This window comes from Paenibacillus sp. FSL R7-0297, from assembly GCF_038009025.1.
In the GTDB taxonomy this organism is placed as follows: Bacteria; Bacillota; Bacilli; order Paenibacillales; family Paenibacillaceae; genus Paenibacillus_AQ.
Window position 1 is genome coordinate 4346784 of sequence record NZ_JBBPAQ010000001.1, and the last position, 24466, is coordinate 4371249.

General features: G+C 51.7%; 20 protein-coding genes. 17 read left to right on the forward strand and 3 right to left on the reverse strand.

What is annotated here, in order from left to right:
- Positions 1 to 22: 22 nt before the first annotated feature.
- Together MKZ24_RS19130 and MKZ24_RS19135 are read left to right on the forward strand one after the other, a co-directional pair.
- Positions 23 to 2140 carry a glycoside hydrolase family 52 protein gene (locus tag MKZ24_RS19130; protein ID WP_042237026.1) on the forward strand — a complete coding sequence of 706 codons (2118 nt, stop codon included), beginning with the start codon at positions 23 to 25 and terminating at the stop codon, positions 2138 to 2140.
- Positions 2141 to 3028: 888 nt separating this feature from the next.
- Positions 3029 to 4261: an MFS transporter gene (locus MKZ24_RS19135; RefSeq protein WP_042237025.1), complete on the forward strand. Its 1233-nt coding sequence runs from the start codon at positions 3029 to 3031 to the stop codon at positions 4259 to 4261.
- Positions 4262 to 4351: 90 nt separating this feature from the next.
- On the opposite strand, the gene MKZ24_RS19140 is transcribed toward MKZ24_RS19135, so the two are convergent.
- Complete coding sequence (locus tag MKZ24_RS19140; RefSeq protein ID WP_042137990.1) at positions 4352 to 4666, reverse strand: winged helix-turn-helix transcriptional regulator; 315 nt, start codon at positions 4664 to 4666, stop codon at positions 4352 to 4354.
- Positions 4667 to 4864: 198 nt separating this feature from the next.
- On the opposite strand from MKZ24_RS19140, the gene zwf reads away from it, so the two are divergent.
- The 4 genes from zwf to MKZ24_RS19160 all read left to right on the forward strand — a co-directional run bounded on the left by zwf (position 4865) and on the right by MKZ24_RS19160 (position 9201).
- Positions 4865 to 6403: a glucose-6-phosphate dehydrogenase gene (gene zwf, locus MKZ24_RS19145; RefSeq protein WP_042237023.1), complete on the forward strand. Its 1539-nt coding sequence runs from the start codon at positions 4865 to 4867 to the stop codon at positions 6401 to 6403.
- Between the two features lie 45 nt (positions 6404 to 6448).
- On the forward strand, positions 6449 to 7342 hold the full coding sequence (gnd, locus tag MKZ24_RS19150) for a phosphogluconate dehydrogenase (NAD(+)-dependent, decarboxylating) (RefSeq protein ID WP_042237021.1): 894 nt from the start codon (positions 6449 to 6451) through the stop codon (positions 7340 to 7342).
- Positions 7343 to 7563: 221 nt separating this feature from the next.
- Positions 7564 to 7770 carry a hypothetical protein gene (locus MKZ24_RS19155; RefSeq protein WP_042237020.1) on the forward strand — a complete coding sequence of 69 codons (207 nt, stop codon included), beginning with the start codon at positions 7564 to 7566 and terminating at the stop codon, positions 7768 to 7770.
- A 141-nt stretch (positions 7771 to 7911) separates the two neighbouring features.
- A complete protein-coding gene (locus MKZ24_RS19160; protein WP_340785548.1) occupies positions 7912 to 9201 on the forward strand; it encodes an L-cysteine desulfidase family protein in 1290 nt (429 codons plus the stop codon).
- Between the two features lie 20 nt (positions 9202 to 9221).
- Here MKZ24_RS19160 and MKZ24_RS19165 read toward each other — a convergent pair whose 3' ends face one another.
- Both MKZ24_RS19165 and MKZ24_RS19170 read right to left on the reverse strand, forming a co-directional pair.
- Positions 9222 to 10277: an ankyrin repeat domain-containing protein gene (locus tag MKZ24_RS19165; RefSeq protein ID WP_340785550.1), complete on the reverse strand. Its 1056-nt coding sequence runs from the start codon at positions 10275 to 10277 to the stop codon at positions 9222 to 9224.
- 216 nt (positions 10278 to 10493) lie between these two features.
- Positions 10494 to 11249, reverse strand: a complete 756-nt coding sequence (locus tag MKZ24_RS19170; RefSeq protein WP_042237014.1) for a DeoR/GlpR family DNA-binding transcription regulator — start codon at positions 11247 to 11249, stop codon at positions 10494 to 10496.
- Positions 11250 to 11717: 468 nt separating this feature from the next.
- Here MKZ24_RS19170 and MKZ24_RS19175 point away from each other — a divergent pair, with 468 nt between their 5' ends.
- The 11 genes from MKZ24_RS19175 to MKZ24_RS19225 all read left to right on the forward strand — a co-directional run bounded on the left by MKZ24_RS19175 (position 11718) and on the right by MKZ24_RS19225 (position 24184).
- On the forward strand, positions 11718 to 12869 hold the full coding sequence (locus MKZ24_RS19175; RefSeq protein ID WP_042237012.1) for an iron-containing alcohol dehydrogenase: 1152 nt from the start codon (positions 11718 to 11720) through the stop codon (positions 12867 to 12869).
- 29 nt (positions 12870 to 12898) lie between these two features.
- Positions 12899 to 14374, forward strand: coding sequence for a rhamnulokinase (gene rhaB / locus MKZ24_RS19180; RefSeq protein ID WP_042237011.1), 1476 nt, complete (start codon positions 12899 to 12901; stop codon positions 14372 to 14374).
- Positions 14375 to 14394: 20 nt separating this feature from the next.
- Complete coding sequence (rhaA, locus tag MKZ24_RS19185) at positions 14395 to 15651, forward strand: L-rhamnose isomerase (RefSeq protein ID WP_340785554.1); 1257 nt, start codon at positions 14395 to 14397, stop codon at positions 15649 to 15651.
- A gap of 101 nt (positions 15652 to 15752) precedes the next feature.
- Positions 15753 to 16598 (forward strand): rhamnulose-1-phosphate aldolase, encoded by an 846-nt coding sequence (gene rhaD / locus MKZ24_RS19190; protein ID WP_042237007.1) that lies wholly within the window; start codon positions 15753 to 15755, stop codon positions 16596 to 16598.
- Between the two features lie 98 nt (positions 16599 to 16696).
- Positions 16697 to 17791 (forward strand): NADH:flavin oxidoreductase, encoded by a 1095-nt coding sequence (locus MKZ24_RS19195; RefSeq protein WP_340785557.1) that lies wholly within the window; start codon positions 16697 to 16699, stop codon positions 17789 to 17791.
- Between the two features lie 603 nt (positions 17792 to 18394).
- Complete coding sequence (locus MKZ24_RS19200) at positions 18395 to 18778, forward strand: hypothetical protein (RefSeq protein WP_340785560.1); 384 nt, start codon at positions 18395 to 18397, stop codon at positions 18776 to 18778.
- 269 nt (positions 18779 to 19047) lie between these two features.
- Complete coding sequence (gene miaB / locus MKZ24_RS19205) at positions 19048 to 20631, forward strand: tRNA (N6-isopentenyl adenosine(37)-C2)-methylthiotransferase MiaB (protein ID WP_042237005.1); 1584 nt, start codon at positions 19048 to 19050, stop codon at positions 20629 to 20631.
- 60 nt (positions 20632 to 20691) lie between these two features.
- Entirely contained in the window at positions 20692 to 21108 is a 417-nt protein-coding gene (locus MKZ24_RS19210; protein ID WP_442950525.1) for a RicAFT regulatory complex protein RicA family protein, read from the forward strand.
- A 136-nt stretch (positions 21109 to 21244) separates the two neighbouring features.
- Positions 21245 to 22015, forward strand: a complete 771-nt coding sequence (locus tag MKZ24_RS19215) for an NUDIX domain-containing protein (RefSeq protein ID WP_042237003.1) — start codon at positions 21245 to 21247, stop codon at positions 22013 to 22015.
- 48 nt (positions 22016 to 22063) lie between these two features.
- Positions 22064 to 22606, forward strand: coding sequence for a cysteine hydrolase family protein (locus MKZ24_RS19220; RefSeq protein ID WP_340785563.1), 543 nt, complete (start codon positions 22064 to 22066; stop codon positions 22604 to 22606).
- Between the two features lie 126 nt (positions 22607 to 22732).
- Entirely contained in the window at positions 22733 to 24184 is a 1452-nt protein-coding gene (locus MKZ24_RS19225; RefSeq protein ID WP_340785564.1) for a nicotinate phosphoribosyltransferase, read from the forward strand.
- Positions 24185 to 24466: the final 282 nt, after the last annotated feature.

Consider the following 24466-nt stretch of genomic DNA (forward strand, 5'->3'; position numbering starts at 1 on the left):
CCTGGAGGGAGTGCATTACGTTATGCCGAAGAATCAATTCTTTAATGCCCATCATTCACCGATTGGATCTTTTTCAAGCTTTACCCTCGGATTTAAGGGAGCGTCCGGCGGCTTTGACCTGGAAGTGGGCAAACCGCCTAGACAGAATGTATATATTGGTCTGGAGCGCAAGGATGGCAGCGGCTTCGATACCTTGCCGTTCCATGAGCAGGGCAGCGACGATGAAAGTAAACGTTATGACATCGAGAACCCCGACCCGAACCCGGATAAGCCGCAGATTCTTTATCACTACGCAGACGAAGAGATCACCCGCGATTTCCGCCTGGCATCGGATAGCTGGCAGGCAGGTGACCTAACCTTCCGCATTCTGTCACCGGTCCGGCCGGTTCCGGACCCCGAAACGGCTACTGACGAAGAGCTTAAGGAAGTGCTGCTGCCCGCAGTGCTGGTAGAGCTGGAAGTCGATAACACTTCGGGCAATGCTATCCGCCGTGCCTTCTTCGGCTTCCAGGGGAATGATCCCTATAACGCCTTGAGAAGATTCGATGGCGGCCAGGCAGAGCTGACCGGTGTCGGACAAGGCCGGTTTCTGGCCATTGCTGCTGAACAGGGCAGCGTGAAAGCTGCCATGCACTTTACCCTGGAGGATATTCTCACAGCGGAGCTGGAGGAGAACTGGACCTTCGGACTCGGCCAGGTTGGAGCTCTGGTTATGGATGTGCCCGCAGGAGAGCGCAAGGTCTACCGGTTCGCAGTCTGCTTCCACCGGTCCGGCTATGTAACCTCGGGGATGGACGCCAGTTATTACTATAACCGCTATTACAGTAATGTAGAGGCGGTAGCGGAATATGCGTTGTCCCATTTCGATCAGCTGAAGCAGCAGGCAGAGCAGGCTAACACCATGCTGGAAGGAACCGGGCTCAGCGAAGACCAGACATTCATGCTGGCTCATGCCATCCGCAGTTATTATGGCTCAACCGAGCTGCTGGAGTACAAAGCCCAGCCGTTCTGGATTGTGAACGAAGGCGAATACCGGATGATGAACACATTCGATCTTACAGTGGACCAGCTATTCTATGAGCTGAAGATGAATCCGTGGACCGTTCGCAATGAGCTGGATATGTTCGTGGACCGGTACAGCTATGTGGATACTGTCCGTTTCCCGGGAGACATGACGGAATATCCGGGCGGGCTCAGCTTCACCCATGATATGGGGGTAGCCAATGCCGTCTCACGTCCGGGGTATTCCTCATATGAGCTGTACGGCATCGACGGCTGCTTCTCGCATATGACCCATGAGCAGCTGGTGAACTGGATTCTTACTGCGGCGGTATATCTGGAGCATACTGGTGACCTTAGCTGGATGGAACGCAACCTTACAGTACTGGAGAGCTGCCTGCAGAGTATGCTGAACCGGGATCATCCGGACCCGGCGAAACGAAACGGTGTGATGGCCCTCGACAGCTCGCGGACAATGGGCGGTGCGGAGATTACTACGTACGACAGTCTTGATGTGTCACTGGGCCAGGCGCGCAACAATATTTACCTGGCGGGTAAATGCTGGGCAGCGTATTTGGCGATGGAGAAGATCTTCCGCGATAACGGCAATACGGAGCTGTCACAGACTGCCGGCAGACAGGCAGAGCTCTGCGCAGCAACCATTGTGGGCAGTGTTACCGAGGGCGGCTATATCCCGGCTGTAATCGGTGAAGGCAATGACTCCAAGATTATTCCGGCGATTGAAGGCCTCGTCTTCCCTTACTTCACAGGCTGTAAGGAAGCATTGGAGCGCGAGGGGCGGTTCGGCGAATACATCGCGGCGCTAGACACGCATCTGCAGGCCGTGCTTGTTGAAGGGGTGTGCTTGTTCGAGGACGGCGGCTGGAAAATCTCCTCCACCAGCAACAACAGCTGGCTGAGCAAGATTTATCTCTGCCAGTTCATCGCCAGACAAATTCTTGGTCTGGAGTGGGAGGACAAAGGCCATGCAGCCGATTCGGCACATGTAACCTGGCTTACGCATCCGCAGCTCTCGATCTGGAGCTGGAGCGACCAGATTATCTCCGGCGAGATCACCGGCAGCAAATATTATCCGCGCGGAGTGACGGCGGTCTTGTGGTTGGAGGAGCAGCGGGGGTAAGCATTTGCAAGCTGAAAGGGTTATCCGAACACGCGGAGCCGCAGTAGCATTTCGTATGTGTAGTTGTCAGAGCTTCGCCCAGCCGCGAACGGTTAGCGATAATCACCTATTAAGGTGAAAGTGTTGTACAGATTACAACTTTGAACCTTAAATACTGGGGTGTTCGGGAGGATTGTTGTAGCAAATACAGGAATATTCCCGCTAAGCTGTCTGGAAGAAGATGAATGTATTTTATACAACATTATTGGATTTGAGGCAATAAAGTGAAGGGAATGTTGTATTCCGTGCAGGATTTTGAACCGGAATCGAATCGCGATTCTGCAACACTTGAATAATCTTTTGAACCATAAGTTTAAACAACAAACAGCGGGTCCCCAGTATGTGGGGGCCCGCTGTTTGAGTTATCCAATAGCCAGATTAGAAAATACGGTGCTTCAACACTTCAGCTTGGCGACGGCTTCGACTTAGTAATAATCGCCCTAGATCAGCGATACATCGATGAAGGAGTCGCCGCTGCCTGTACCATGCAGCAGAATAGCTTCATGCTCCGGCTGGTCCCAGGTGGCATAGTTAGTTGGGACTGCTCGCCTGTTCCAAGGCAGCTGAGCAGCTGCAGAAGCGGCATCGTGATTTCCTTAGGACCTTACTCTAAGGATTATCCGGCACAGGTTATAATTCTCGTAGATCCACTCCATGGTCTAGAAGCAGTCCCCGAGATCAAATCCGCAATATGAGGGCTTCATGGTTCTAATCCTTTTACCCCGGGATTGGATTGAGGGAGCTGTCAGCTGTGCAGTAATTCACTTTGAAAAGGTAACAATTATAATATAATCCTGAGTAATTAACTCGGACTGGAATATCGGCGAGAGGCGAAAGGCGGGATGCAGAGTGGGGAACAATCAGCTACAACGGAAATACAGTGTATTTCTGGGCGTCATATTGTCGGGGTATAATGTGGCTGATAAGCTCTATGGCGCGGTTTTTATCATTTTGATGAGCTTGCGCGGCGTGGATGCCTTTCAGATCAGTATCGTGTTTGCCGTTTCTTCACTGTCCATGGCTATCTTTGATTACCCCAGCGGGAATCTGTCCGATATCTATGGAAGAAAGCGCATGACGGCGGCCGGATTCATGGTGTGGGGAGCGGGGCTCGGGATTTTTGCCGCTGCTAACGGTCTTGCCTTATTCATCGCCGCCTCCATCGTGATGTCTCTGGGAGTTGCGATGATTTCGGGTTCTCCGCAGGCGTGGTACATTGATCAGCTGGAAGAGCTGGGAATGCCGGATTATAAAAAAATCGCCCTGCCCCGCATCAGCGGGTTTGTATCGGCGTTTGCCATCGTCGGTGCATTGATGGGTACGGTGAGCAGCCGCGTACATTATGTTCTTCCGGTGGCTATTGCCGGCGTGCTGGCGGTAGGACTCGGCGTATATACCTGGCTCAGCTTCAGCGACAACTACGGAAGCAGAACGCAGAGCAGCATCCGCCGGGAGATCTATGCCAGTTCGGCCGATTTCGCCCGCAGCACAGAGATGCGGTTTATTCTTCTGCGCAGCATCCTGACACATACCGCCTTGCTGGTCTTTCTGTTGTCCTGGCAGGTATATGGGGTGAATGAGCTGGAATTTCCGGTCAGTTCCCTCGGGGTGCTGCTGATTCTGTTCATGGGAGTAATTAGTGTATCGAGCTTCCTGGTCTCCTATCTGGCCAAAAAAGAGGTTGCTGCCGTCCGGATCATCGTCTGCGGAACTGTAATCTCTGCACTCGGACTGCTGCTGGTCGGATTGTTTCCGCATAAGGCTGTATTTATTGCCGGTCTGGTGCTGTTTGAATTCGGGCTCGGGATGGATATGTCTTCTACAGGTGTCTGGGTACAGGATTTCATTCCCGGGGCCAAGCGGGCGACCTTCACCTCCGGGCTGTCAGCGCTCAAATCACTCGCCGGTTTCCTGATTACGCTGATCCTGGGGATCATGGCCAAGAATCTCGGGTATGCCTTCATCTGGTGCTTTGCGGGCGCCTCGCTGCTGGGATCCAATATCGTGCTGCTCTATTTCAACACTAAGTATGTACGGGCAGGCAGCAGCGAAGCAGACGGAGAGAAGACCCTGGTGTCCTGATTCTGAAAGGCTTAATTTATACTATAAAAGCTAACAACAGCAGGTCTTCTTCCCGGAGGCCTGCTGTTTAGCGTGTTCAGGGCAGCGGCATTACAGCCACTTCATCGCCCATGCCTCGACGGGCAGGAGCGCCGTGCCCAGCTCCTGCCCCTTGGCAGTGAGCGAATATTCCGTCCTTACCGGACGGTCAGGAATGACCTCGCGGCTGATCAGGCCGCATTCTTCAAGCTCCTTCAGGCGCTCGTTGAGCATACGTTTGCTTAGATCAGGGATGACCGTGTGCAGCTCACTGAACCGTTTGGTCCCCTCCATTAACACATGGATGATCAGATTCACCCACTTCTTGCCGATAATATGATGAACATGCTCGACTTTGGCGAGCAAAGGCTTAAGCTCCTGTGTCATGCGGATTCCCCCTTGTGTAGTTATTATAAATACCCACCTTACTATAACATAGTAGAAAGTGCGTGAAAATAAGTACTTTTCGTAAATGTCGAAATGAGGTTGACGAATGGATTCTGCAGTCGTATGATGAGTGTTATAAAGTTTGTGAGTAATAATAAGTAACCACATAAACATTTGATAATTACGGGAGGAATGAAAGTGGAATCATCATCATTCGTACTATTTGGCGCAACCGGGGATTTGGCCAAACGAAAAATATACCCCGCCCTATATAACCTGTTCAAAGATGGCAAGCTTTCTGGTCCTCTCTCAGTCATAGGTCTCGGCAGAAGAGAGTTGTCGAATGAAACCTTCCAGCATCAGGTGCTGGATTCATTGCGCACCTTTTCGCGGCGTCCGGTTGAGGATTCAGCAGAGCTGCAGAATTTCCTGCTGGCTTTTGAATATAGCGTGCTGGATGTCGGACGCCCCGAAGATTATGTGAAGCTGCTGGGCCATGTGCAGCGCCGTGAGGAAGAGCTGGGCCTTCCGCAGAACCGGATGTTCTACTTATCCGTCGGTCCTGAATTCTTCGGTGAGATTGCCAGTAACATTAACGCCAGCGGACTTGGTGACACGAAGGGATGGAAGCGGCTGATTATCGAGAAACCGTTCGGACGGGATCTGCAGTCGGCACGGGTGCTTAATGACAGCCTGAACACTGCTTTTAAGGAGGAAGAGATCTTCCGGATTGACCACTTCCTCGGCAAACCGATGGTGCAGAACCTTGAGGTGCTGAAATACTCCAATCCGGTACTGCGGGCATTGTGGCAGAACCGGTATATCGAGAGCGTACAGATTACGGCTAGTGAAACGGTCGGTGTGGAAGAACGGGCTGGGTATTATGACAAGGCTGGCGCGCTGCGCGACATGTTCCAGAACCACATGCTGCAGCTGCTTATGATGATGGCTATGCAATTGCCCAAAGGCAGCACCCCGGAAGATGTCCGCAGCAAGAAGCGCCATGTGATCCGTTCGGTACGGCCATTGCTCCGTGAGGAAGTGACGCAGCATGTGGTACGCGGCCAGTATGCAGCGGGTGAGCTGCGCGGGCAGCAGGTTCCCGCTTATACGGCTGAACCCGGCATAGAAGCCTCTTCACAGAATGAGACCTACATCGCCGCCCGGCTGTGGATTGATGACCCGCTTTGGAAGGACGTGCCATTCTATATCCGCACCGGCAAACGCATGAAGGAGAAATCGACGCGGATTGTTATAGAATTCAAAGAGCCGTTTAATGATTTGCATAATAAGAACAGAAGCAAGCTTGCCCTGGACCCTAACCTGCTGGTGATTGATATTGGTCCGAACGAAGGGATCTCCCTTACCCTAAATACCAAAAATCCGCGCCAGCACGGACAGCTCGAGCCGGTCAGCATTAAGCATGAGTCGGGCAACCCCGATCTGCCGGAAGCCTATGAGAACCTGATTTATGATGCTTTACTCGGAGATGCCACCTTCTTTGCCCATTGGGATGAAGTTGAGTTGTCCTGGCAGTGGGTTCAGCCTATAATCGAAGCAACAGCAGAAGGGACGCTTCCGCTTCATCTGTATCCAGCCGGTTCCTTTGGACCCCGGGCTGCCGATGAACTGCTTGGAGAGCATCACTGGTGGCTTGATGAACCGGAGGCTGTGGAGCATTCCGGGGTCCGCCAGACACAGGAGCTGGACCCGGAAGCTATCCGGCCTGGTGCGTGAGTAGCGGCATAATCATCTAATCTATAACATTCGGAGGGATTTGCAATGAAAGTTGGTTTAATTGGATTAGGCAAAATGGGCTTCAATCTCGGCCAGAATCTATTGGAGCACGAACATGAAGTCGTGGCTTATGATGTGAACGCCGGTGCGGTGCAGGTGCTGGAAGCGAAAGGAGCCGCCGGTGCGGGAAGTCTGGCAGAACTTACAGGCAAGCTGGAATCCCCGCGTATCCTCTGGATCATGGTCCCGCACACCTTTGTGGATTCGGTCATCACAGAACTGACGCCGCTGTTGTCGGAGGGGGATATCATCATCGAAGCCGGGAATTCTCATTATAAGGAGTCAATCCGCCGTCACGATGAGCTTAGCGCCCACGGGATTTATTTCCTGGATGCCGGAACCTCCGGCGGGATGGAAGGCGCACGCAATGGCGCTTGTTATATGATCGGCGGAGATGAGGAAGCGTGGGCGGTCGTCGAGCCGATTTTCCGGGATACTGCGGTCGAGAACGGGTACCTGTATGCCGGCAAATCCGGCAGCGGACACTTCCTGAAGATGGTCCACAACGGGATTGAGTACGGCATGATGGCTGCCATCGGTGAGGGCTTTGAGGTGCTGGAGAAAAGCGGCTATGACTTCGACTTCGAGCAGGTGGCCCGCGTCTGGAATAACGGATCGGTCGTCCGCTCCTGGCTGATGGAGCTGATCGAACGCGCCTTCTCCAAGGATGCCAAGCTGGATGAGATCAAGGGAATCATGCATTCCTCCGGGGAAGGCAGATGGACGCTGGAGACCGCGTTTGATCTGCAGGCGGCTACGCCGGTTATCGCCATGGCGCTGCTGATGCGCTACCGGTCGCTGGAGACCGATACCTTCACCGGCAAAGTAGTTGCTGCGCTGCGTAATGAATTCGGCGGCCATGCTGTGGAGACGAAGTAAAGGAAGCAGCAGGGGCGGCAGTTGCCGGACTCTGGTCCTATAAGATAATAGAAGTGTGAAAAGAGCAGCAGATCCTTTGGGGATTTGCTGTTTTTTGGTGCCGGGTAGTGTCTTTGAGTCTGAGGAGTGGGCAGATAGCGGCTCAACCTTGCTGCTCCCGAATTAGACAACCCGCACGGAGCATATAGGTACAGAAAGAGAAGCAGACGGGGGATGAACCAGTGTCTCGTAATCAGGAATTTACAGTCTATCTGATCACTAAGGGCGATATCATCCGGTTTATTGCAGTTGAAATTGTTTTAGGCAGTATGACATATTCACTGGCACTGAAAATTTTTCACAATGCTATTCTGGCGGGTGCGGGGGGATGGGCCTGTACTGAAGGGCTGAAGAGGCTGGGGAAACTCGGGTTGTTACTTGGGAAATAACAGAATTCACGAGTTCAGCCGGATGGAAATTGAATAACCCGCTGGTTAATGGTTAATAACGGGGATTCCCCCAGGCTATCAATCTGAGGTACTATATAGGAATAGTTATATAGAGAGAGATAGAGGAATGGTGATTCGCGTATGGTTAACCTACTGGAAGTATTGATCAAAGAAATTGTTCCGGCAGAAGGCTGCACTGAGCCGATTGCGGTTGCCTATGCAGTCTCTTTGGCGGCTGAACAGGTTGAGGGAGAGATTACTTCGATTCAGCTGTTCCTCAGCGGGAATATTGTGAAGAATGCGATGGGTGTAGGGATTCCGGGCACCGGGCAGACCGGTCTGCCGATAGCAGCAGCCTTGGGCGCAGTGATCCGCCGTTCTCATCGCAAGCTGGAGATTCTATCCGGACTTACTCCCGAAGAGCTGGCGAAGGCTAATGCGATGATCGGGCAGAAGCTGCTGAATGTGGAACTGAAGGATACCCCTGAGAAATTGTATATTGAAGCCAGGGTGAGCAGCTTGAATCATACAGCGACTGCAATTGTATCTAAAGAGCATACGAATGTAGTATTCCTGTCCAAAGACGGCGTTAAGCTGGAGCCGGGGAAGGACAAGGCGGATTGCGAGGAGTCAGACATGCTGGACCCGGAGGTATATTCGGTTTCATTGGAAGAAATATATGAATTCATCCAGACTGCGGATTTCACTGAGCTGCGGTTTCTGCTGGAAGGAGCGCGGATGAATAAAGCGATTTCGGATGAGGGGCTGCGCGGGGAGTATGGCCTGCAGGTGGGCAGGAAGATGAGCCAGCAATCGGCGGTGAATTTGTTCGGGGGGGATGTGGCGAACCGGATTATTGCCGCCACGGCAGCGGCATCCGATGCGCGGATGGACGGCAGCGCCATGCCTGTCATGACCACTGCGGGAAGCGGAAATCAGGGCATTGCCTGCACGATGCCGGTAATTGCCCTTGCTGATCTCCTTGGCAAAGATGAGGAGACACTGGCAAGAGCGATGGCGCTCAGCAATCTGATTACCATTCACGTCAAGCATTATATCGGCCGTCTGTCCCCGCTGTGCGGATCGGGAATTGCCGGGGGAGTAGGGGCAGGGAGCGGTATTGTCTACCTGATGGGCGGCACGCTGGAGCAGATCAAGCGCTCCATCCAGAACACTATTGCTTCTACTTCCGGAATGATCTGCGATGGTGCGAAACCGACCTGCGCGCTCAAAATCTCAACCGCCACGAATGCTGCAATCCAATCCGCAACACTGGCGATGAACGACATTTCAGCCAGTCTGAATGACGGGGTAATCTTTGAGAAGGTTGAAGATACAATTAAGAATATGGAGACACTGGTTCAGGAAGGGCTTGCGGCAACCGACCAGGCCATCCTGAACATCATGCTCTCCAAAGGAGCGGTATCGTAATACGTCCGTATATATTAGACTTAGCGGGTATAATCCGTTTGTTCCATTGAGACAGGCTGAGGATTGGCCAGTACCCACTGCACTGCCAGTTCGCTTAATCTTGCCGGTTCATCGTAGCCGGAGCCTTTGCGCAGTCTATTGGTTAATGAAGCTGCCTCCTGGAGAAGGGCGGGAGATAACGGTGTACCTGTGCCCAGGTGCCGGATAAGGGCATCCAGCATTTTACGGTAATTGTCATCCCAGTTGCCTCCGCCGTTATCCAGGATTTCATGAGAGACCCGTCCGGTAATACGGATAACCTCTCCCTGTACAGTTTGCGCGTGCCCTGAAGCAGGGACAAGGTAATCCCAGAGCTCCTGATGCTGGGCGGACCATGCCGCTGTGGCAGCCATGATGGGGGAGGTTCCATTGTGCTTCACCTGTTTCGCAACAGGCTCGACATCGAATAGCCGGTACAGCTCCAGCATTGCGGATGCTTTTTGATCCAGCTCATCATTACTGTGGCTGGCTCTGACAAATTCCAGATCCTTGCCGATCCGCCGCACGGAATCTTTCATCTCCAGCGTGATTGCTGCTCCGGCATCCAGCAGGATTTTCGAGATTTCCACCATGTTAGCTATATCGATATTCCGGCATTGGGATAATCCCTTAGCGAGCGGTGTTTGTTTCCGTTTATTCTCCGCATGGATGTTTGCACCATGGGCGACCAGGTCCTGTATGGCCCGGGTACGGTAATAACCTGCCGCTGCGTGCAGCGGTGTCTCATTCTGATAATCCAGGGCATCGGGGTCCGCGCCTAATTCCATGAGTAACGGGATATTTCCGGACCAGGTTGCAGCCTGGGAGTGCAGCGGAGTGTGCTCATATTTGTCCCGGGTGTTGATGTCGGCACCCTGCTCTACAAGCCAGCGGACCAGCTCATCCGGGATCTGCCGGAAGCTGAGCGCGGTTCCTTTGCTGTAACCCCCGCGGGCATCCCATTCGCACTCCTCAAAGATGGCCTTGAGCGCTGCGATATCACTCGTTTTGACCCGCTCGCCAAAATCGGCGGGTAAGGCTTGCTTCTTTTTCCCCATAGCATTTTTCCGCTCCTTTATGAATAGCAGATAATTTCTGCAAGTTTATCATATAGGGGAAGTGAATTCCAATAGAGTCAGGAATAGACTGCAATGGAATGGAGAGTATGCAAAAAGGCAAAGCTTCTGATCCCGAATCCGGGAAGAGAGGGTTTGCCTTTTGCTTTTATACACTTATATAGGGGACTGGCCTGTTGATTCCTGCGCCAGGTCTACTTAATATAACACTTCCACATTCTTCCCGGACAGCAGCTTAAGCCATGCATCCGAAGGTTTGCGGTCCGTAATCAGCACATCGATCCGGCTCAGCTCGACCAGCTTGGCGAAGGCGGTTTTGTCAAACTTGGTATGGTCGGCCAGCAGCACTACCTTTTCCGCCTGGCGCAGCATGTATTTCTTCGTTTCGCATTCCGGTTCATTGGAATCGGTAACTCCGTGCTCCATATCAATGCCTTTACAGCTGATCACAGCGATGTCCACATTATAGCGCTGGGTGGTATCGTGGGCTACAGGGCCGACCAGCGACAGGGAGCGGTGGCGCAGCGAACCCCCGGTGGAAATAATGTTCAGGCTGGAACTCGCGAATTCATGCAGAATGTTGATCGAATTCGTGATGATTGTCAGATTGCTTTTATTGCCCAGCAGCTTAAGGAATTCAAACGAGGTAGAACTGGGGTCTACCATAAGCGTATCCCCGTCGTTAATCAGATTGAGAGCTTTAATCGCGATATTGCGTTTGATATCCGTATTGAGCGCCCCCCGGGTCAGGAACGGCAGATCTTCATTGGTATGTCTGTTCAGCATCGCTCCGCCGTAGGTGCGGCTGACAATTCCGTCCTTCTCCAGCTTCTCCAGATCTCTGCGTATCGTTTCCTCTGTGACCTCGAACATCCGGCTCAAATCGGACACAAGCACACGTTTATCCTGATGAACAAGATCTATTATTTTTTTGCGTCTTTCGGCAGCAAGCATACGTATCACCTTTCCGGTAGCTTATAGCTTCAAGTGGAAACGGCTTGGCCGTCCTTTTTAGGGACGGTAACGTTTCAGCGAGAAATACTATAAGGATAAGTTATCGTGTGAAACAGATAGATTCTTATATTTAAATATAGACCGTTATTTCTGTGTTGTACAATGAATATAAGAAAAACAACATGTATTATATTATGTTCTTTGCAAAACAGACATTAAACAAATGAAAACAACATAATTAATATTTAATTTGTTGACAACACAGATTATTGGCGATACGATGAGGATGCTAATAATCTCTTTGAAAGCGTATGCCGGTTCCCAACGGAAGCGCCGGAGCCGGTCTGCTGCTTAACCTCAGTGACCAGCCTGAGGCGCCGCAGCCAGAATGTACTTCCTACTATCAGTGGAGATACTTAGCTTACTGTAATCGTTCTATACTAATTTGCCTGGGAGGCTGGTCAAGCAATGAGTACTCATGTCTATTATGTTCCGTCCATCAACATTATGGGTAAGGGCTGTCTGAAGGAAATCGCTCCCTATATTCAAGAACTGAATTTGAAGAAAGCGCTCGTGGTTACGGATAAGTTCCTGACGAAGAGCGGGATCGCCGGCAAACTGCTGGCTGTCCTGGATGAAGCAGGGATTAACTATGTCGTATATGATGAAGTGAAGCCGAACCCAACCTGCAAAAATGTCCATGACGGCGTTGATTTCCTGAATGATCATCAATGCGACTATCTGATCTCTATCGGCGGAGGATCGCCGCAGGATACTGCTAAAGCGATCGGGATTGTAGCAACCAACGGCGGATATATTGCTGATTATGAAGGCGTTCACAAGTCCAAGAACAAATCCCTGCCCATCGTAGCCGTGAACACTACTGCAGGAACCTCAAGTGAAGTTACAATTAACTATGTAATTACAGATGAAGAACGCAAGATCAAGATGGTAATGGTCGACAAGAACAGTATCGCCACCATTTCGGTGAATGATCCTGAACTGATGATCGACAAGCCTGCTGCACTTACCGCGGCTACAGGTATGGATGCACTGACGCATGCAATTGAAGCACTGGTTACACCAGGCGCTTACCCTGTAACTGACGCTACTGCACTGGCGGCTGTTGAACTGATATTTGGAAACCTGGCCCGTACCGTAACAAACGGACATGATATCGAAGCACGTGAGCAGATGGTGTATGCGATCTTCCTGGGAGGCCTGGCCTTCAACAATGCCGGACTTGGTTATGTGCATGCCATGGCACATCAGCTCGGTGGCGTGTATGACCTTCCGCATGGCGTCTGTAATGCGATGCTGCTGCCACATGTGGAAGAAGAGAATGCCAAATATGTGCCTGAGAAATTCAGAGCGATTGCCAAAGCGATCGGATTGCAGGTCGAAGGCAAGAACGACAAGGAATGCGCGGATTTCGTCATCGAATCGATCAAAGCCCTGTCCAAGGAAGTTGGTATTCCGGCCAAACTGTCCGAGCTGGGTGTAGATGAAGTGGATTTGGATCTGCTGGCTGAGAATGCGATGAAGGATGCCTGCGCACCGGGCAACCCTTTCATTCCTACCAAAGAAGAAGTTATTGCCTTGTTCCGCAAAATTCTGTAATTTACCTTCTATAGATAAGGAGATTCCCTATGAACAATCATATCGCCGTCGATATCGGCGCCTCCAGCGGGCGGCTTGTACTCGGAACCCTCGTGGACGGGAGTCTCAAGCTGGAGGAGCTTCACCGTTTCAGCAATGGATTCACTGAGCAGGAGGGCTCCTGCTTCTGGGACATTGATTATTTGTTTAATGAAATTATCAGCGGTCTTCATCAAGCAAAAAGCGCAGGAATTAACGAATGTACACTGGGTATTGATACATGGGCAGTAGATTATGTGCTGCTGGATGCGGAAGGCAAGCGGATGCAGGAAGTCTATGCTTACCGTGACCGCCGCACTGATGGGGTTATGGAGAAAGTCAGCAAGCTGCTCTCGCCTGAGAAGGTTTACGCCAAGACAGGGATTCAGCAGCTTAGCTTCAATACGCTGTATCAGCTGTATGCGCATGACCGGGAAGAGCTGGAAGCAGCAGATCAGATTCTGATGGTTCCGGATTATCTCTACTATAGACTCAGCGGCCGCAAGATCAACGAGGTGACCAATGCCTCCACGATGCAGCTGCTGAACCTTGCTACCCGTGATTTCGATCCGGAATTGCTGTCCTTACTGCATCTCCGCAGAGAGCAGTTCGCACTGCTTACGGAGCCGGGAGAAGATCTCGGCTTCATCACGGCGGAGCTGATGCACCAGCATGATCTGCCGCAGTGCCGCCTAATCTGTGCCGCCACACATGACACGGCTTCTGCCGTGCTCGGTGTGCCTGCGCAGCAAGGGAGATCCTCAGCTTACATCAGCAGCGGCACCTGGTCTCTGCTCGGGTTGGAGCTGGATCACCCGATTAATGACAGCAAAGCTCTGGCAGCCAATTATACGAACGAGTGGGGAGCTTACGGCACTTACCGTTTCCTTAAGAACATTATGGGCCTTTGGCTGATCCAGGAAGTACGGAGACTGGATGGGGCAAGATATAGCTTCGCCGAGCTGGCCTCAATGGCCGGAGGCAGCGAAGGCTTCCGCAGCCTGATTCCATGCAATCATCCGCGTTTCCTGAATCCGGACCATATGATAGAAGAGATTCGCCAGGCCTGCGCGGAGAGCGGCCAGCCTGTTCCAGAGACGCCGGGTGAACTAGCCCGTTGTATATTTGACAGTCTGGCTCTATCCTATCGGAGCTATCTGGCCGAGCTTGAAGACCTCACGGGCCAAGGGATTGAAGTTCTGCAGATCGTCGGCGGCGGCGCCAATAATGAACTGCTGTGTCAGCTGACCGCCGATATGATCGGCAGAGAGGTACTGGCAGGTCCGACGGAATCAACGGCACTGGGCAATCTGGCCGTGCAGATGATCAAGGCGGGCCGAATGGCCGACATCCATGAAGCCCGGGACGTCATCGGCACTTCCTTTGCAATCAAGTCGTATCTGCCGCGGCCGGTTCCCCGGCTGAATCAGCTACTGGCCCGCTGGAATAAGCTCCATTCTGCGGCAAGTACGATTGAGAATATATAGAACTATTAGGAGGCAACAGCATGGATCAGAGCATCACCAGTGGCTATAACGAAGCGAAGAAATTATACGCAGCCCATGGAATTAATGTAGATGAGGTGCTGGAGAAGCTTGCGAAGATCAAAATTTCCGTTCATTGCTGGCAAGGCGATGATGTTCAAGGGTTCCTGTTCAAAGACAAAGAGCTCAGCGGCGGGATTGCTGTGACTGGCAGCTATCCCGGACGTGCCGGCACACCGGCTGAGCTGCGCAAGGATTTGGAGAAAGCCCTGTCGCTGATTCCGGGTAAACATAAAGTCAATCTGCATGCAATCTATGCTGATACTGACGAACAGGTCGATCTGGATGAGCTGGAACCGCGCCACTTCGCAAGCTGGGTAGAGTGGGCGAAAGAGCAAGGGCTGGGACTGGATTTCAATCCAACCTGTTTCTCGCATCCGAAGGCTGCTGACGGCTTCACCCTGAGTCATGCCAATGACGAAATCCGCAATTTCTGGATTAAACACTGCAAGGCTTCCCGCCGCATCGCCGAGCATTTCGGCCGCGAGCTGGGACAGCCTTGTGTAACGAATTTCTGGGTACCGGACGGCTACAAGGATACTCCGATTGACCGCCTGGCACCGCGTGTGCGTCTTAAGGAATCCCTGGATGAAATTTTCAGTGAGGAAATTGATCCGCAGTACAATATTGATGCACTTGAGAGCAAGCTGTTCGGTATCGGTTCTGAGAGCTATGTTGTCGGATCACATGAATTCTATATGGGTTATGGCCTAACCCGCGGCAAGGCGATCTGCCTCGATGCCGGACATTTCCATCCGACCGAAGTCATCTCCAATAAACTCAGCTCGATCCTGATGTTCACAGAACAGCTGCTGCTGCATGTCAGCAGACCGGTCCGCTGGGACAGCGATCATGTTGTCACCATGGACGATGAGCTGCTGGAAATTGCCCGTGAACTGGTTCGCGGAGATTTGCTGCCGCGCACGAACATCGGACTTGATTTCTTCGACGGCAGCATCAATCATCTCGCGGCTTGGGTTATTGGAACTCGCAACACCATTAAGGCGCTGCTTCGCGCTATGCTGGAGCCGGTTGAGGAGCTTCGCGCCATTGAACTGGCAGGAGACTATACTTCACGCCTCGCGCTGGTAGAAGAATTCAAGTCCTATCCGTTCGGCGCAGTTTGGGATTACTACTGCGCATCACAGGGCACTCCGGTCCGTGAGCAATGGCTGGCTGAAGTGAAGAGCTACGAGCAGGAAGTACTGGCTGCAAGATAAATGGGATTTTGTCCTGTTGAATCATAGACACAGCGGCATTTGATATAGCGTAATTGAATGTATCTACGCACTTATACGAGCATATAGAGGAGAGATAACATATGAGTACTTCAGTAGTAGAATCTAAAGGTTATATCGCCGATGTTGAAGCGCCGTTTATCCAGGAAATGTCGGAGATCACCCACCACATGTGGTCGCTGGGCTGGGATGAGCTGAATGGAGGCAACGTCAGCTATCTGCTGGATGAAGAAGAAGTAGCCAAGTATATTAACATCCGCGAGCCGCTGCGTACAATCGCCCTTACCTTCCCTGTGACCGAGCTGGCCGGCAAAACCTTCATCGTAACCGGCTCCGGTAAATACTTCCGCAACGTCATCAAAGACCCGGAAGCGAACCTTGGCGTGCTGCGTGTCAGCGGCAGCGGTGAGAGTGTAGAAGTGCTCTGGGGCTTGCGTAACGGAGCGGTACCGACCAGTGAGCTTGCTTCCCACTTCATGAGCCATATTGAACGGCTGAAGGTAGATCCTTCGCACCGCATCGTGCTGCATACCCATGCAACGAATGTGATTGCCATGACCTTCACCCATGATCTGGATGAACTGAAGTTCACCAAGACCCTGTGGGAAATGTGCACAGAATGTCTGGTTGTCTTCCCGGATGGCGTCAGCGTCATTCCTTGGATGGTTCCGGGAAGCAGTGATATTGGACGGGCTACAGCGGATAAAATGAAAGACTATCGTGTAGTGATTTGGCCACAGCATGGTATCTTTGTTACGGGTGCTACCATGGATGCTACCTTCGGTCTGGTAGAAACCATTGAAAAAGCGGCAATTGTCTACAATCTGATCGGCGGACGTGAAATCAAACAGAAAATCACGGATCAACAGCTGGCCGATCTGGCCGCAGCATTCCGGGTAACTCCGAAGGCCGGCGTTCTGGACCTGTAGGTTAATTAGGATCATCCCGGCACTCATTTGCATTTGCCGCTGAGAACAGTCATAATATGCTTACTTAAAGTAATTATATTATGAAATGGAGGCCGATCATGAATACCAATAAATTGTTTGAACCCTTTGAGGGAGGGGGCCTGTCCCTGACCAACCGTGTGGTAATGGCACCGATGACACGGGTTCAGTCTCCAGGAGGCGTGGCTAGTCCGGAGGTAGCGGCTTATTACCGCCGCCGGGCGGAAGGCGGCGTCGGTCTGATCATTACTGAAGGAACAGCTATCGATCATCCGGCGGCGGTCAGCCATCCGGATATTCCGAATATCCACGGCGAAGCCTCTCTGGAGGGATGGGCGCAGGTAGTCAAGGAAGTGCATGCTGCCGGAGGCAAAATTATTCCGCAGCTGTGGCATGTCGGCATGGCCCGTAGCATCGGTGAATTGCCGAATGCTTCAGCGCTTCCTATCGGTCCTACAGGGCTTAATCTGGCCGGAGAGCAAGTTACCGAGCCGATGACCAAGAATGAAATTCAGGGGATTGTCAGCGCCTTTGCCAAGGCGGCCAAAGATGCCAAGGCCATTGGCTTCGACGGCATTGAATTACACGGGGCCCACGGTTATCTGATCGACCAGTTCTTCTGGGAGAAGACCAACCACCGTACCGATGAATATGGCGGTGATCTTGAGGCACGGACAACCTTCGCGGTTGAAGTGATCGATGCCTGCCGCCGTGCGGTAGGACCGGACTTCCCGATTGTGCTCCGCTTCTCGCAGTGGAAGGGTGGCCATTATGACGCCAGACTTGTGGAGACGCCTGAAGACCTGGCGCGCTTCCTGACACCACTCAGCAATGCGGGTGTGGATATCTTCCACTGCTCCACCCGGCGTTTCTGGCAGCCGGAGTTCGAAGGGTCAGATCTTAATCTGGCAGGCTGGACGAAGAAGATTACCGGCAAACCGACAATCACAGTAGGCTCTGTGGGACTCGACAGTGCCTTTCCCAGCCCGGTAACCGAGAAGAATCAGGAGGATAATATTGACCTTCTGCTGGAGCGGCTGGACAAGGCAGAGTTCGATCTTGTTGCGGTAGGCAGAGCCCTGATCAGCGATCCGGCGTGGGCTGCTAAAGTGCAGGCTGGCAGAATTGGTGAGATCATTCATTTCACCTCTGACGCAACCAAGACATTATACTAAGAATACTAATTCATATAGTTTGAGCCAGAGCACCCGGTGAATTGGGAATTGCGGCAAACCTCGTGTTTATCCGCTAATGTCCATCCACATCGGGTGTTTTTTGCGCAGATCAGCCCCATTACAGCATACTACTGTCCAATTTCCTGAAATAATGCCATTGTCCGAGCATCCTTACCTTTCTCTAGAATATTGCTATAAGGAGGACCTTTGTAAATTCAGAAGAAGGAGAGTGAGAGATGGCGATTCTATCGACGGGACCTATCGAGAACAATGTGGTAAACAGCACAGGCACCCGCCCGACTCAATCGGTAACAGTCAAAAATAGACGGCCGAAATACAACCGAGGAATTCGATGTTCCTATCTTGGACTACAGCCTTATTGGAGTACGGTCCCTGTATGTGTAAGAAAAATTAAGTGTCGGACCGTGCTGAGCCCGGTTATGGCAAGCAGAGTTTAATGAATAAGTCCCGAACCATAAGCTTGGGCCGGGTTTATTGCTGTGGATAGAATGGAATGATGCAGTGATATTCTTCAATGAAATATAAAGAATATTTAGTATTATAAGGAAGCAAGTGGAATTGATACATAAGGAGACTAATACAATGCAAGTTGAGCAGAGAGATCTGGAACTGATCCAGGAAGCCATTAAGGTAATAGACCGCAACTTCGATGAAGTGAACGAGCGTCACACGGTAGGTGCAGCAGTACGCTGCGCGAATGGCAAAGTTTATGCAGGAGTTAATTTGTACTCGATTCATGGCTCATGTGCGGAGTTTATTGCTATCGGCGCGGCGATTACAGCAGGAGAACGGGAATTCGAGACTATCGTTGCTACCAGAGCGCAAAGCGAAGGAGGAATTCTGCTTCCTCCATGCGGCAATTGCCGGGAGATGCTGGTACGTTATGCTCCGAATATTCAGGTTCTGGTGCAAACAGGAAATGGAGTGGAGAAGTACAGCATCCAAGAGCTGATACCGCATCATTAAACGTAAAATTCACGAAAAGCTCTGCCTTGTCGGGGCTTTTTTTGTCATTCAGGAAATTTTTTCGCAGAGCTCCGGTAACTGTTTATATATTCCTGCCCAAAATACAACATTTTCCTCATCCTACCGGCCCAAATCCGGAATTGTTGTACTAAAGGCTGAATCGGATCAATGGATTAGATGGTTAGATTATCCTTATCTGTGATATAATTTTGAATTGATTGCGGGTGTATCTGAATTCATGAATTACTTATAAAGGAAGTGTAAATCTGATGACGAAGGAGAACCGGAACTCAGCGGACTTCAACTCCACCAAGGGCAAGGATTACTCCAAGTATTTTGATTTTACCGATGCTAAAGTGATAAGTGAGCAAGAGGGCAAGACCACCTATCGCATAAAAGGAAGAAACGTTCAGATAAACAGCCAGCCCGACTACAGGGAAGGCAAGCGCCGCGGCAAGGAAGAGATCGAGGTGCTCTACCATTTCGAGATTCCGCCGGAGATGGAGGATTTCGGCCAAGGCAAAACCTATCATATCACCACCTACGGCTGCCAAATGAATGAACATGATACCGAAACGATGAAAGGTATGCTGGAGCAACTGGGTTACCGGCCGGCTGATGACCGCAGAGATGCTGATCTTATTCTATTAAATACATGTGCAATCCGCGAGAATGCGGAAGATAAGGTGTTCGGAGAGCTGGGTCATCTCAAATCGCTCAAGCTGGAGAAGCCGGGGCTGCTGCTCGGGATCTGCGGCTGCATGTCCCAGGAAGAAGGCGTAGTTAACCGGATCATGAACCGTTATGGCTTCGTGGATATGATTTTTGGTACGCATAATATCCACCGGCTGCCGGAGCTGATTAAGGAAGCGGTGTTCAGCAGGGAGCTTGTGATCGAGGTCTGGTCCAAGGAAGGCGACATTATTGAGAATCTGCCGAAGAAGAGAGAAGGATTGCGCGCCTGGGTGAATATTATGTACGGCTGTGACAAGTTCTGCACATACTGCATTGTGCCGTTCACCCGGGGTAAGGAGCGCAGCCGGCGTCCTGAAGATGTCATTGCCGAAGTGCGGGAGCTGGCCCGTCAGGGCTTCAAGGAAGTTACGCTGCTGGGGCAGAATGTAAACGCCTACGGGAAGGATTTTACCGACATTGACTATACATTCGGGGACCTGATGGACGACATGCGGGGGATCGATATTCCGCGTATCCGCTTCATGACGTCGCATCCCCGTGATTTTGACGATAAATTGATTCAAGTGCTTGGCAAGGGCGGAAATCTGGTGGAACATATCCATCTGCCGGTCCAGTCGGGAAGTACAGCCGTCCTGAAGCAGATGAGCCGCAAGTATACCCGTGAAGCATATTTGGAGCTGGTCCGCAAGATCAAAGCAGGCGTGCCAGACGCGGTGCTGACTACCGATATTATTGTCGGTTTCCCGGGTGAAACCGAAGAGCAGTTCGAGGAGACACTGTCGCTGGTGCGCGAAGTAGGGTATGATATGGCATATACCTTCATTTATTCTCCGCGCGAAGGTACTCCGGCTGCTGCTATGGAAGATAACGTTCCGGCGGAAGTCAAAAGCGCGCGCCTGCAGCGTCTGAACGATCTGATCAAAGAACAGAGCCGGCAGGGCAATGAACGGATGCTCGGCAAGCTGGTCGAGGTACTGGTGGAAGGCGACAGCAAGAACAACATCAACGTACTCGCTGGACGTACCCGTGACAGCAAGCTGGTGCATTTCGAAGGCCCGCCGTCACTGATCGGCACAATGGTGCAGGTGAGAATTACCAGTACGAAGACATGGTACATCAAAGGGGACTATCTGGCGGAAGCTGCAGCAGTCCTCTAATTATAGAGAAATGGGGCGAGAAGATTGAGCCAGGAAGAAGCGCGTTTGAATGAATACGGCATGCAGACCCACAACACCCGTGATTTAATCGTAAGAGAGGATATTATGGGCAAAGCGAAGGAGCTGGCTACACTCATCTCCACCAGTGAAGAGGTCCGGCATTTCCAGCAGGCCGAGCAGAAAATTCTGAATCACGATCGTGTACAGGGTTTGATTGCTACCATTAAGAAGAAGCAGAAGGAGATTGTGGCCTTTGAGAGCTTCAAGAATCAGGCGATGGTCGCCAAGATTGAACAGGAAATTGAAGTGCTGCAGGATGAAATAGACAGTATTCCGGTCGTGAACGAGTTCCAGCAGAGCCAGAGCGACATTAACTATCTGCTGCAGCTGGTTATCTCCGTTATCAGGGATACCGTCTCGGACAAAATCAATGTGGAAGCAGGCACAGAAGCGCCTCCATCCACTTGCGGTGACTAATTGAATACCCCCGGGGCGGATGAGAATCCGTCCCTTTTTCATATATAGCGCGAACTGCGGTTGATTTTAAGAGGACAGGTTTGGTACATTAAAAGATACGAACAGCAAATATAGCTGCGGCAAAGGATGATCTAAAGTGAGCGAGAACGTGGAACAAACCTATAACTCCAAAAAATACCGCACTCCGGACGGCGTTCCGGCGGATATTGTCATGTTTACGCTGACCAAACGCGAACGGAAGACGGTCACGAAGACACTCCCGCTGCGGGAGTTGAAAGTTATGCTGATCCGGCGCAAGAAATGGCCCTATGCAGGTATGTGGGCTTTGCCGGGCGGCTTTTGCCAGGAAGATGAATCGATCTATGATGCGGCTACGCGTGAGCTGAAGGAAGAGACCGGCGTAGACGGCGGCCATTTGGAATATCTCGGTGTCTACAGCAAGCCGGGGCGCGATCCGCGGGGCTGGATCATCAGCCATGCGTTTTTTGCACTGGTCGAGGAGTGGATGCTGGAGCAGCGTCAGGCCTCTGATGATGCAGGGGAGGTTGGCCTGTTCACCCTGCAGGAAGCGCTGGAGAAGCTGGAGCTGGCTTTTGACCACCATGATATTATTACCGACGCTTATCTGCGGATTCAGCAGCAAATGCTGCAGACTACGATTGCACGGCAGTTTCTGCCGCGCCATTTCACGCTAAGTGAGCTGTATCAGGTGATCCAGACGGTCGTGCCTGAATTCAAGGAACCGAATTTTATCCGTAAAATTACGTCAACACGCAGCCGGCAGGGTATATTAAAGGAAGTAAGTGATGAAGCGGGCAATCCGCTCAGCTCCAATCAATACTCCCAGCGTCCGGCACAGCTCTATATGTTCACGGACCATGAACCTTTATTATCGATTTATACCTAATCTGCTGGGAAGCTTATGCTCACAACCCTTTGAGGAGGCTATCAACTAATGAGAGCACTAATCGTAATTGATTTCACCAATGATTTCATTGACGGAAGTCTGCCGGTAGGGCAGCCCGGTATCGAGATTGCGCCACGGGTCAGCCAGCTCACGGAACAGTTCGTGCAGAGCGGGGATTATGTTGTGATGGCTGTAGACTTGCATGAAACAGATGATCCATATCATCCGGAGAGTAAATTATTTCCGCCGCATAATCTGCGGGGCAGTCAAGGACGTGAGCTCTACGGCAACCTGAAGGCCGTATACGAAGCGAACCGTGAAGCCATCTACTGGATGGACAAAACCCGGTACAGCGCTTTTAGCGGCACGGATCTCGCGCTGAAGCTGCGTGAACGCGGCATTACCGAGCTGCACCTGATCGGAGTATGTACGGATATCTGTGTGCTGCATACGGCAGTGGATGCGTATAATCTGGGATTCAGCATTATTGTACACGAGGATGCGGTAGCCAGCTTCAACCCGGACGGGCATACTTGGGCACTGGGACATTTCCGGGGCAGTCTCGGAGCGAAGGTAGTCGCTATCACATAGATAAATAATATAATTGAACGAAGATAATATCAAAAGCTGTAAGGAACGAAGGGGAAATTTGGATTATATAACACAACAGCAGCTGCAGATCCCGCTACAGCAGTGCAACTATTAGGAGATGAGGACTTGAGGAGAGAACTTGCTCTACATACAGACAAATATCAGATTAATATGATGTACGCCCATTGGGTTAACGGCACGCACAAACGCCGGGCTGTATTTGAAGCTTATTTCCGCAAGCTGCCGTTCGGCAACGGGTTCGCGGTATTTGCAGGCCTGGAGCGGATTGCCCAGTATATTGCTGAACTGCGGTTCACAGAGGATGATATCCGCTACTTGTCGGAGCAGGAGGAGAATTATGCACCGGCGTTTCTGGAGGAGCTGCTGCAGTTCCATTTCCAGGGCAGCATACATTCGATGAAGGAAGGCGCGCTTGTCTTCCCGGATGAGCCGCTGATCCGCGTGGAAGGCACGATTATGGAGGCTCAGCTGGTGGAGACAGCCATCCTGAACTTCATGAACTACCAGACCCTGATTGCGACCAAAGCTTCCCGGATCAAGCAAGTGGCTCCGAATGATACGCTACTTGAGTTCGGAACGCGGCGTGCGCAGGAAGCAGATGCGGCCGTATGGGGTGCCCGGGCAGCGTATGTGGGCGGCTTCCATGCGACCTCCAACATGCTGGCCGGCAAAATGTTCGGCATTCCTACGAAGGGCACCCATGCCCATTCCTGGGTACAGAGCTTCCCGAGCGAACAGGAAGCCTTCGACGCTTACGCGAGAGTAATGCCGGACGGCGTTACCCTGCTGGTCGATACCTTCGATACCCTGCGCAGCGGTGTGCCGAATGCGATTAACACCGCCAAGAAGCTGGAGGCGCAGGGCAAACGGATGAACGGCATCCGGCTCGACAGCGGTGACTTAGCCTATTTATCCCGCAAAGCCCGGCAAATGCTCGATGAAGCCTGCCTGCAGTATGTGAAGATCGTTGCCTCCAATGACCTGGATGAGAACACGATCATGAACTTGAAGTCGCAAGGGGCGGCTATTGATACGTGGGGGGTCGGAACCCAGCTGATTACAGCTTCCGATCAGCCTTCTCTAGGCGGAGTATACAAGCTGGTCGAGATTGAATCTCCAAGCGGAGAGATGATTCCAACGATCAAGATTTCCTCTAATCCCGAGAAGGTATCGACTCCCGGCAAAAAGGCCGTTTACCGCATTATCGGGCAGAACGGTAAAGCCCTGGCAGATTACATCAGCTTCTCCGGGGAAGAGGCGCCGCGTAACGGTGTCCGGCTCAAGCTGTTCAATCCGCTGCATCCTTATATGAGAAAACATGTGGAGCACTATGAAGCGCTGCCAATGCTGGAGCCGATTGTAGTGAACGGCTTCCAGGTCTATCAGCTGCCGGATCTGAACGAGATCCGCCGCTACCATCAGGAGCAGCTTGATCTGTTCTGGCCGGAGTACCTGCGTAAGCTGAACCCTGAAGTATTCCGCGTGAATCTCAGCGAGCAGCTGTGGAACCGCAAGCAGCAGCTGATCGCGGAGCATATGATGACGGATGTGGAATAGCCTGATTGTTATATAGAAATATACTCAATTAACTTAGCCCTCTCGGCCGGTGGATAATCCACGACCGGGAGGGCTTTTTTGCCGGGGTGTGGGCAGAAGACAGGCAGGCTCATCCCCCTGCCCGCTGAGTATATCTTCATAGACACGTAATACGCAGGACCATATGCTCATTGACACGAAGTCTCTGGAATAATATATTAAATATGTTCTTAAATACAATTTTTACAGAAAAGGTTATTTTTTTGGAGCTAAAGTTAAAGCGCTTTAACTTTAGCTCGGCAG

Bases quoted from the DNA above. Each gene is read 5' to 3' on its own strand.
- MKZ24_RS19130 (WP_042237026.1), top strand. From the start codon at position 23: ATGCCGAAGAATCAATTCTTTAATGCCCATCATTCACCGATTGGATCT.
- MKZ24_RS19140 (WP_042137990.1), bottom strand. From the start codon at position 4,666: ATGACACAGGAGCTTAAGCCTTTGCTCGCCAAAGTCGAGCATGTTCAT.
- gnd (WP_042237021.1), top strand. From the start codon at position 6,449: ATGAAAGTTGGTTTAATTGGATTAGGCAAAATGGGCTTCAATCTCGGC.
- MKZ24_RS19160 (WP_340785548.1), top strand. From the start codon at position 7,912: ATGGTTAACCTACTGGAAGTATTGATCAAAGAAATTGTTCCGGCAGAA.
- MKZ24_RS19165 (WP_340785550.1), bottom strand. From the start codon at position 10,277: ATGGGGAAAAAGAAGCAAGCCTTACCCGCCGATTTTGGCGAGCGGGTC.
- MKZ24_RS19170 (WP_042237014.1), bottom strand. From the start codon at position 11,249: ATGCTTGCTGCCGAAAGACGCAAAAAAATAATAGATCTTGTTCATCAG.
- MKZ24_RS19175 (WP_042237012.1), top strand. From the start codon at position 11,718: ATGAGTACTCATGTCTATTATGTTCCGTCCATCAACATTATGGGTAAG.
- rhaB (WP_042237011.1), top strand. From the start codon at position 12,899: ATGAACAATCATATCGCCGTCGATATCGGCGCCTCCAGCGGGCGGCTT.
- rhaA (WP_340785554.1), top strand. From the start codon at position 14,395: ATGGATCAGAGCATCACCAGTGGCTATAACGAAGCGAAGAAATTATAC.
- rhaD (WP_042237007.1), top strand. From the start codon at position 15,753: ATGAGTACTTCAGTAGTAGAATCTAAAGGTTATATCGCCGATGTTGAA.
- MKZ24_RS19195 (WP_340785557.1), top strand. From the start codon at position 16,697: ATGAATACCAATAAATTGTTTGAACCCTTTGAGGGAGGGGGCCTGTCC.
- MKZ24_RS19200 (WP_340785560.1), top strand. From the start codon at position 18,395: ATGCAAGTTGAGCAGAGAGATCTGGAACTGATCCAGGAAGCCATTAAG.
- miaB (WP_042237005.1), top strand. From the start codon at position 19,048: ATGACGAAGGAGAACCGGAACTCAGCGGACTTCAACTCCACCAAGGGC.
- MKZ24_RS19210 (WP_442950525.1), top strand. From the start codon at position 20,692: ATGCAGACCCACAACACCCGTGATTTAATCGTAAGAGAGGATATTATG.
- MKZ24_RS19220 (WP_340785563.1), top strand. From the start codon at position 22,064: ATGAGAGCACTAATCGTAATTGATTTCACCAATGATTTCATTGACGGA.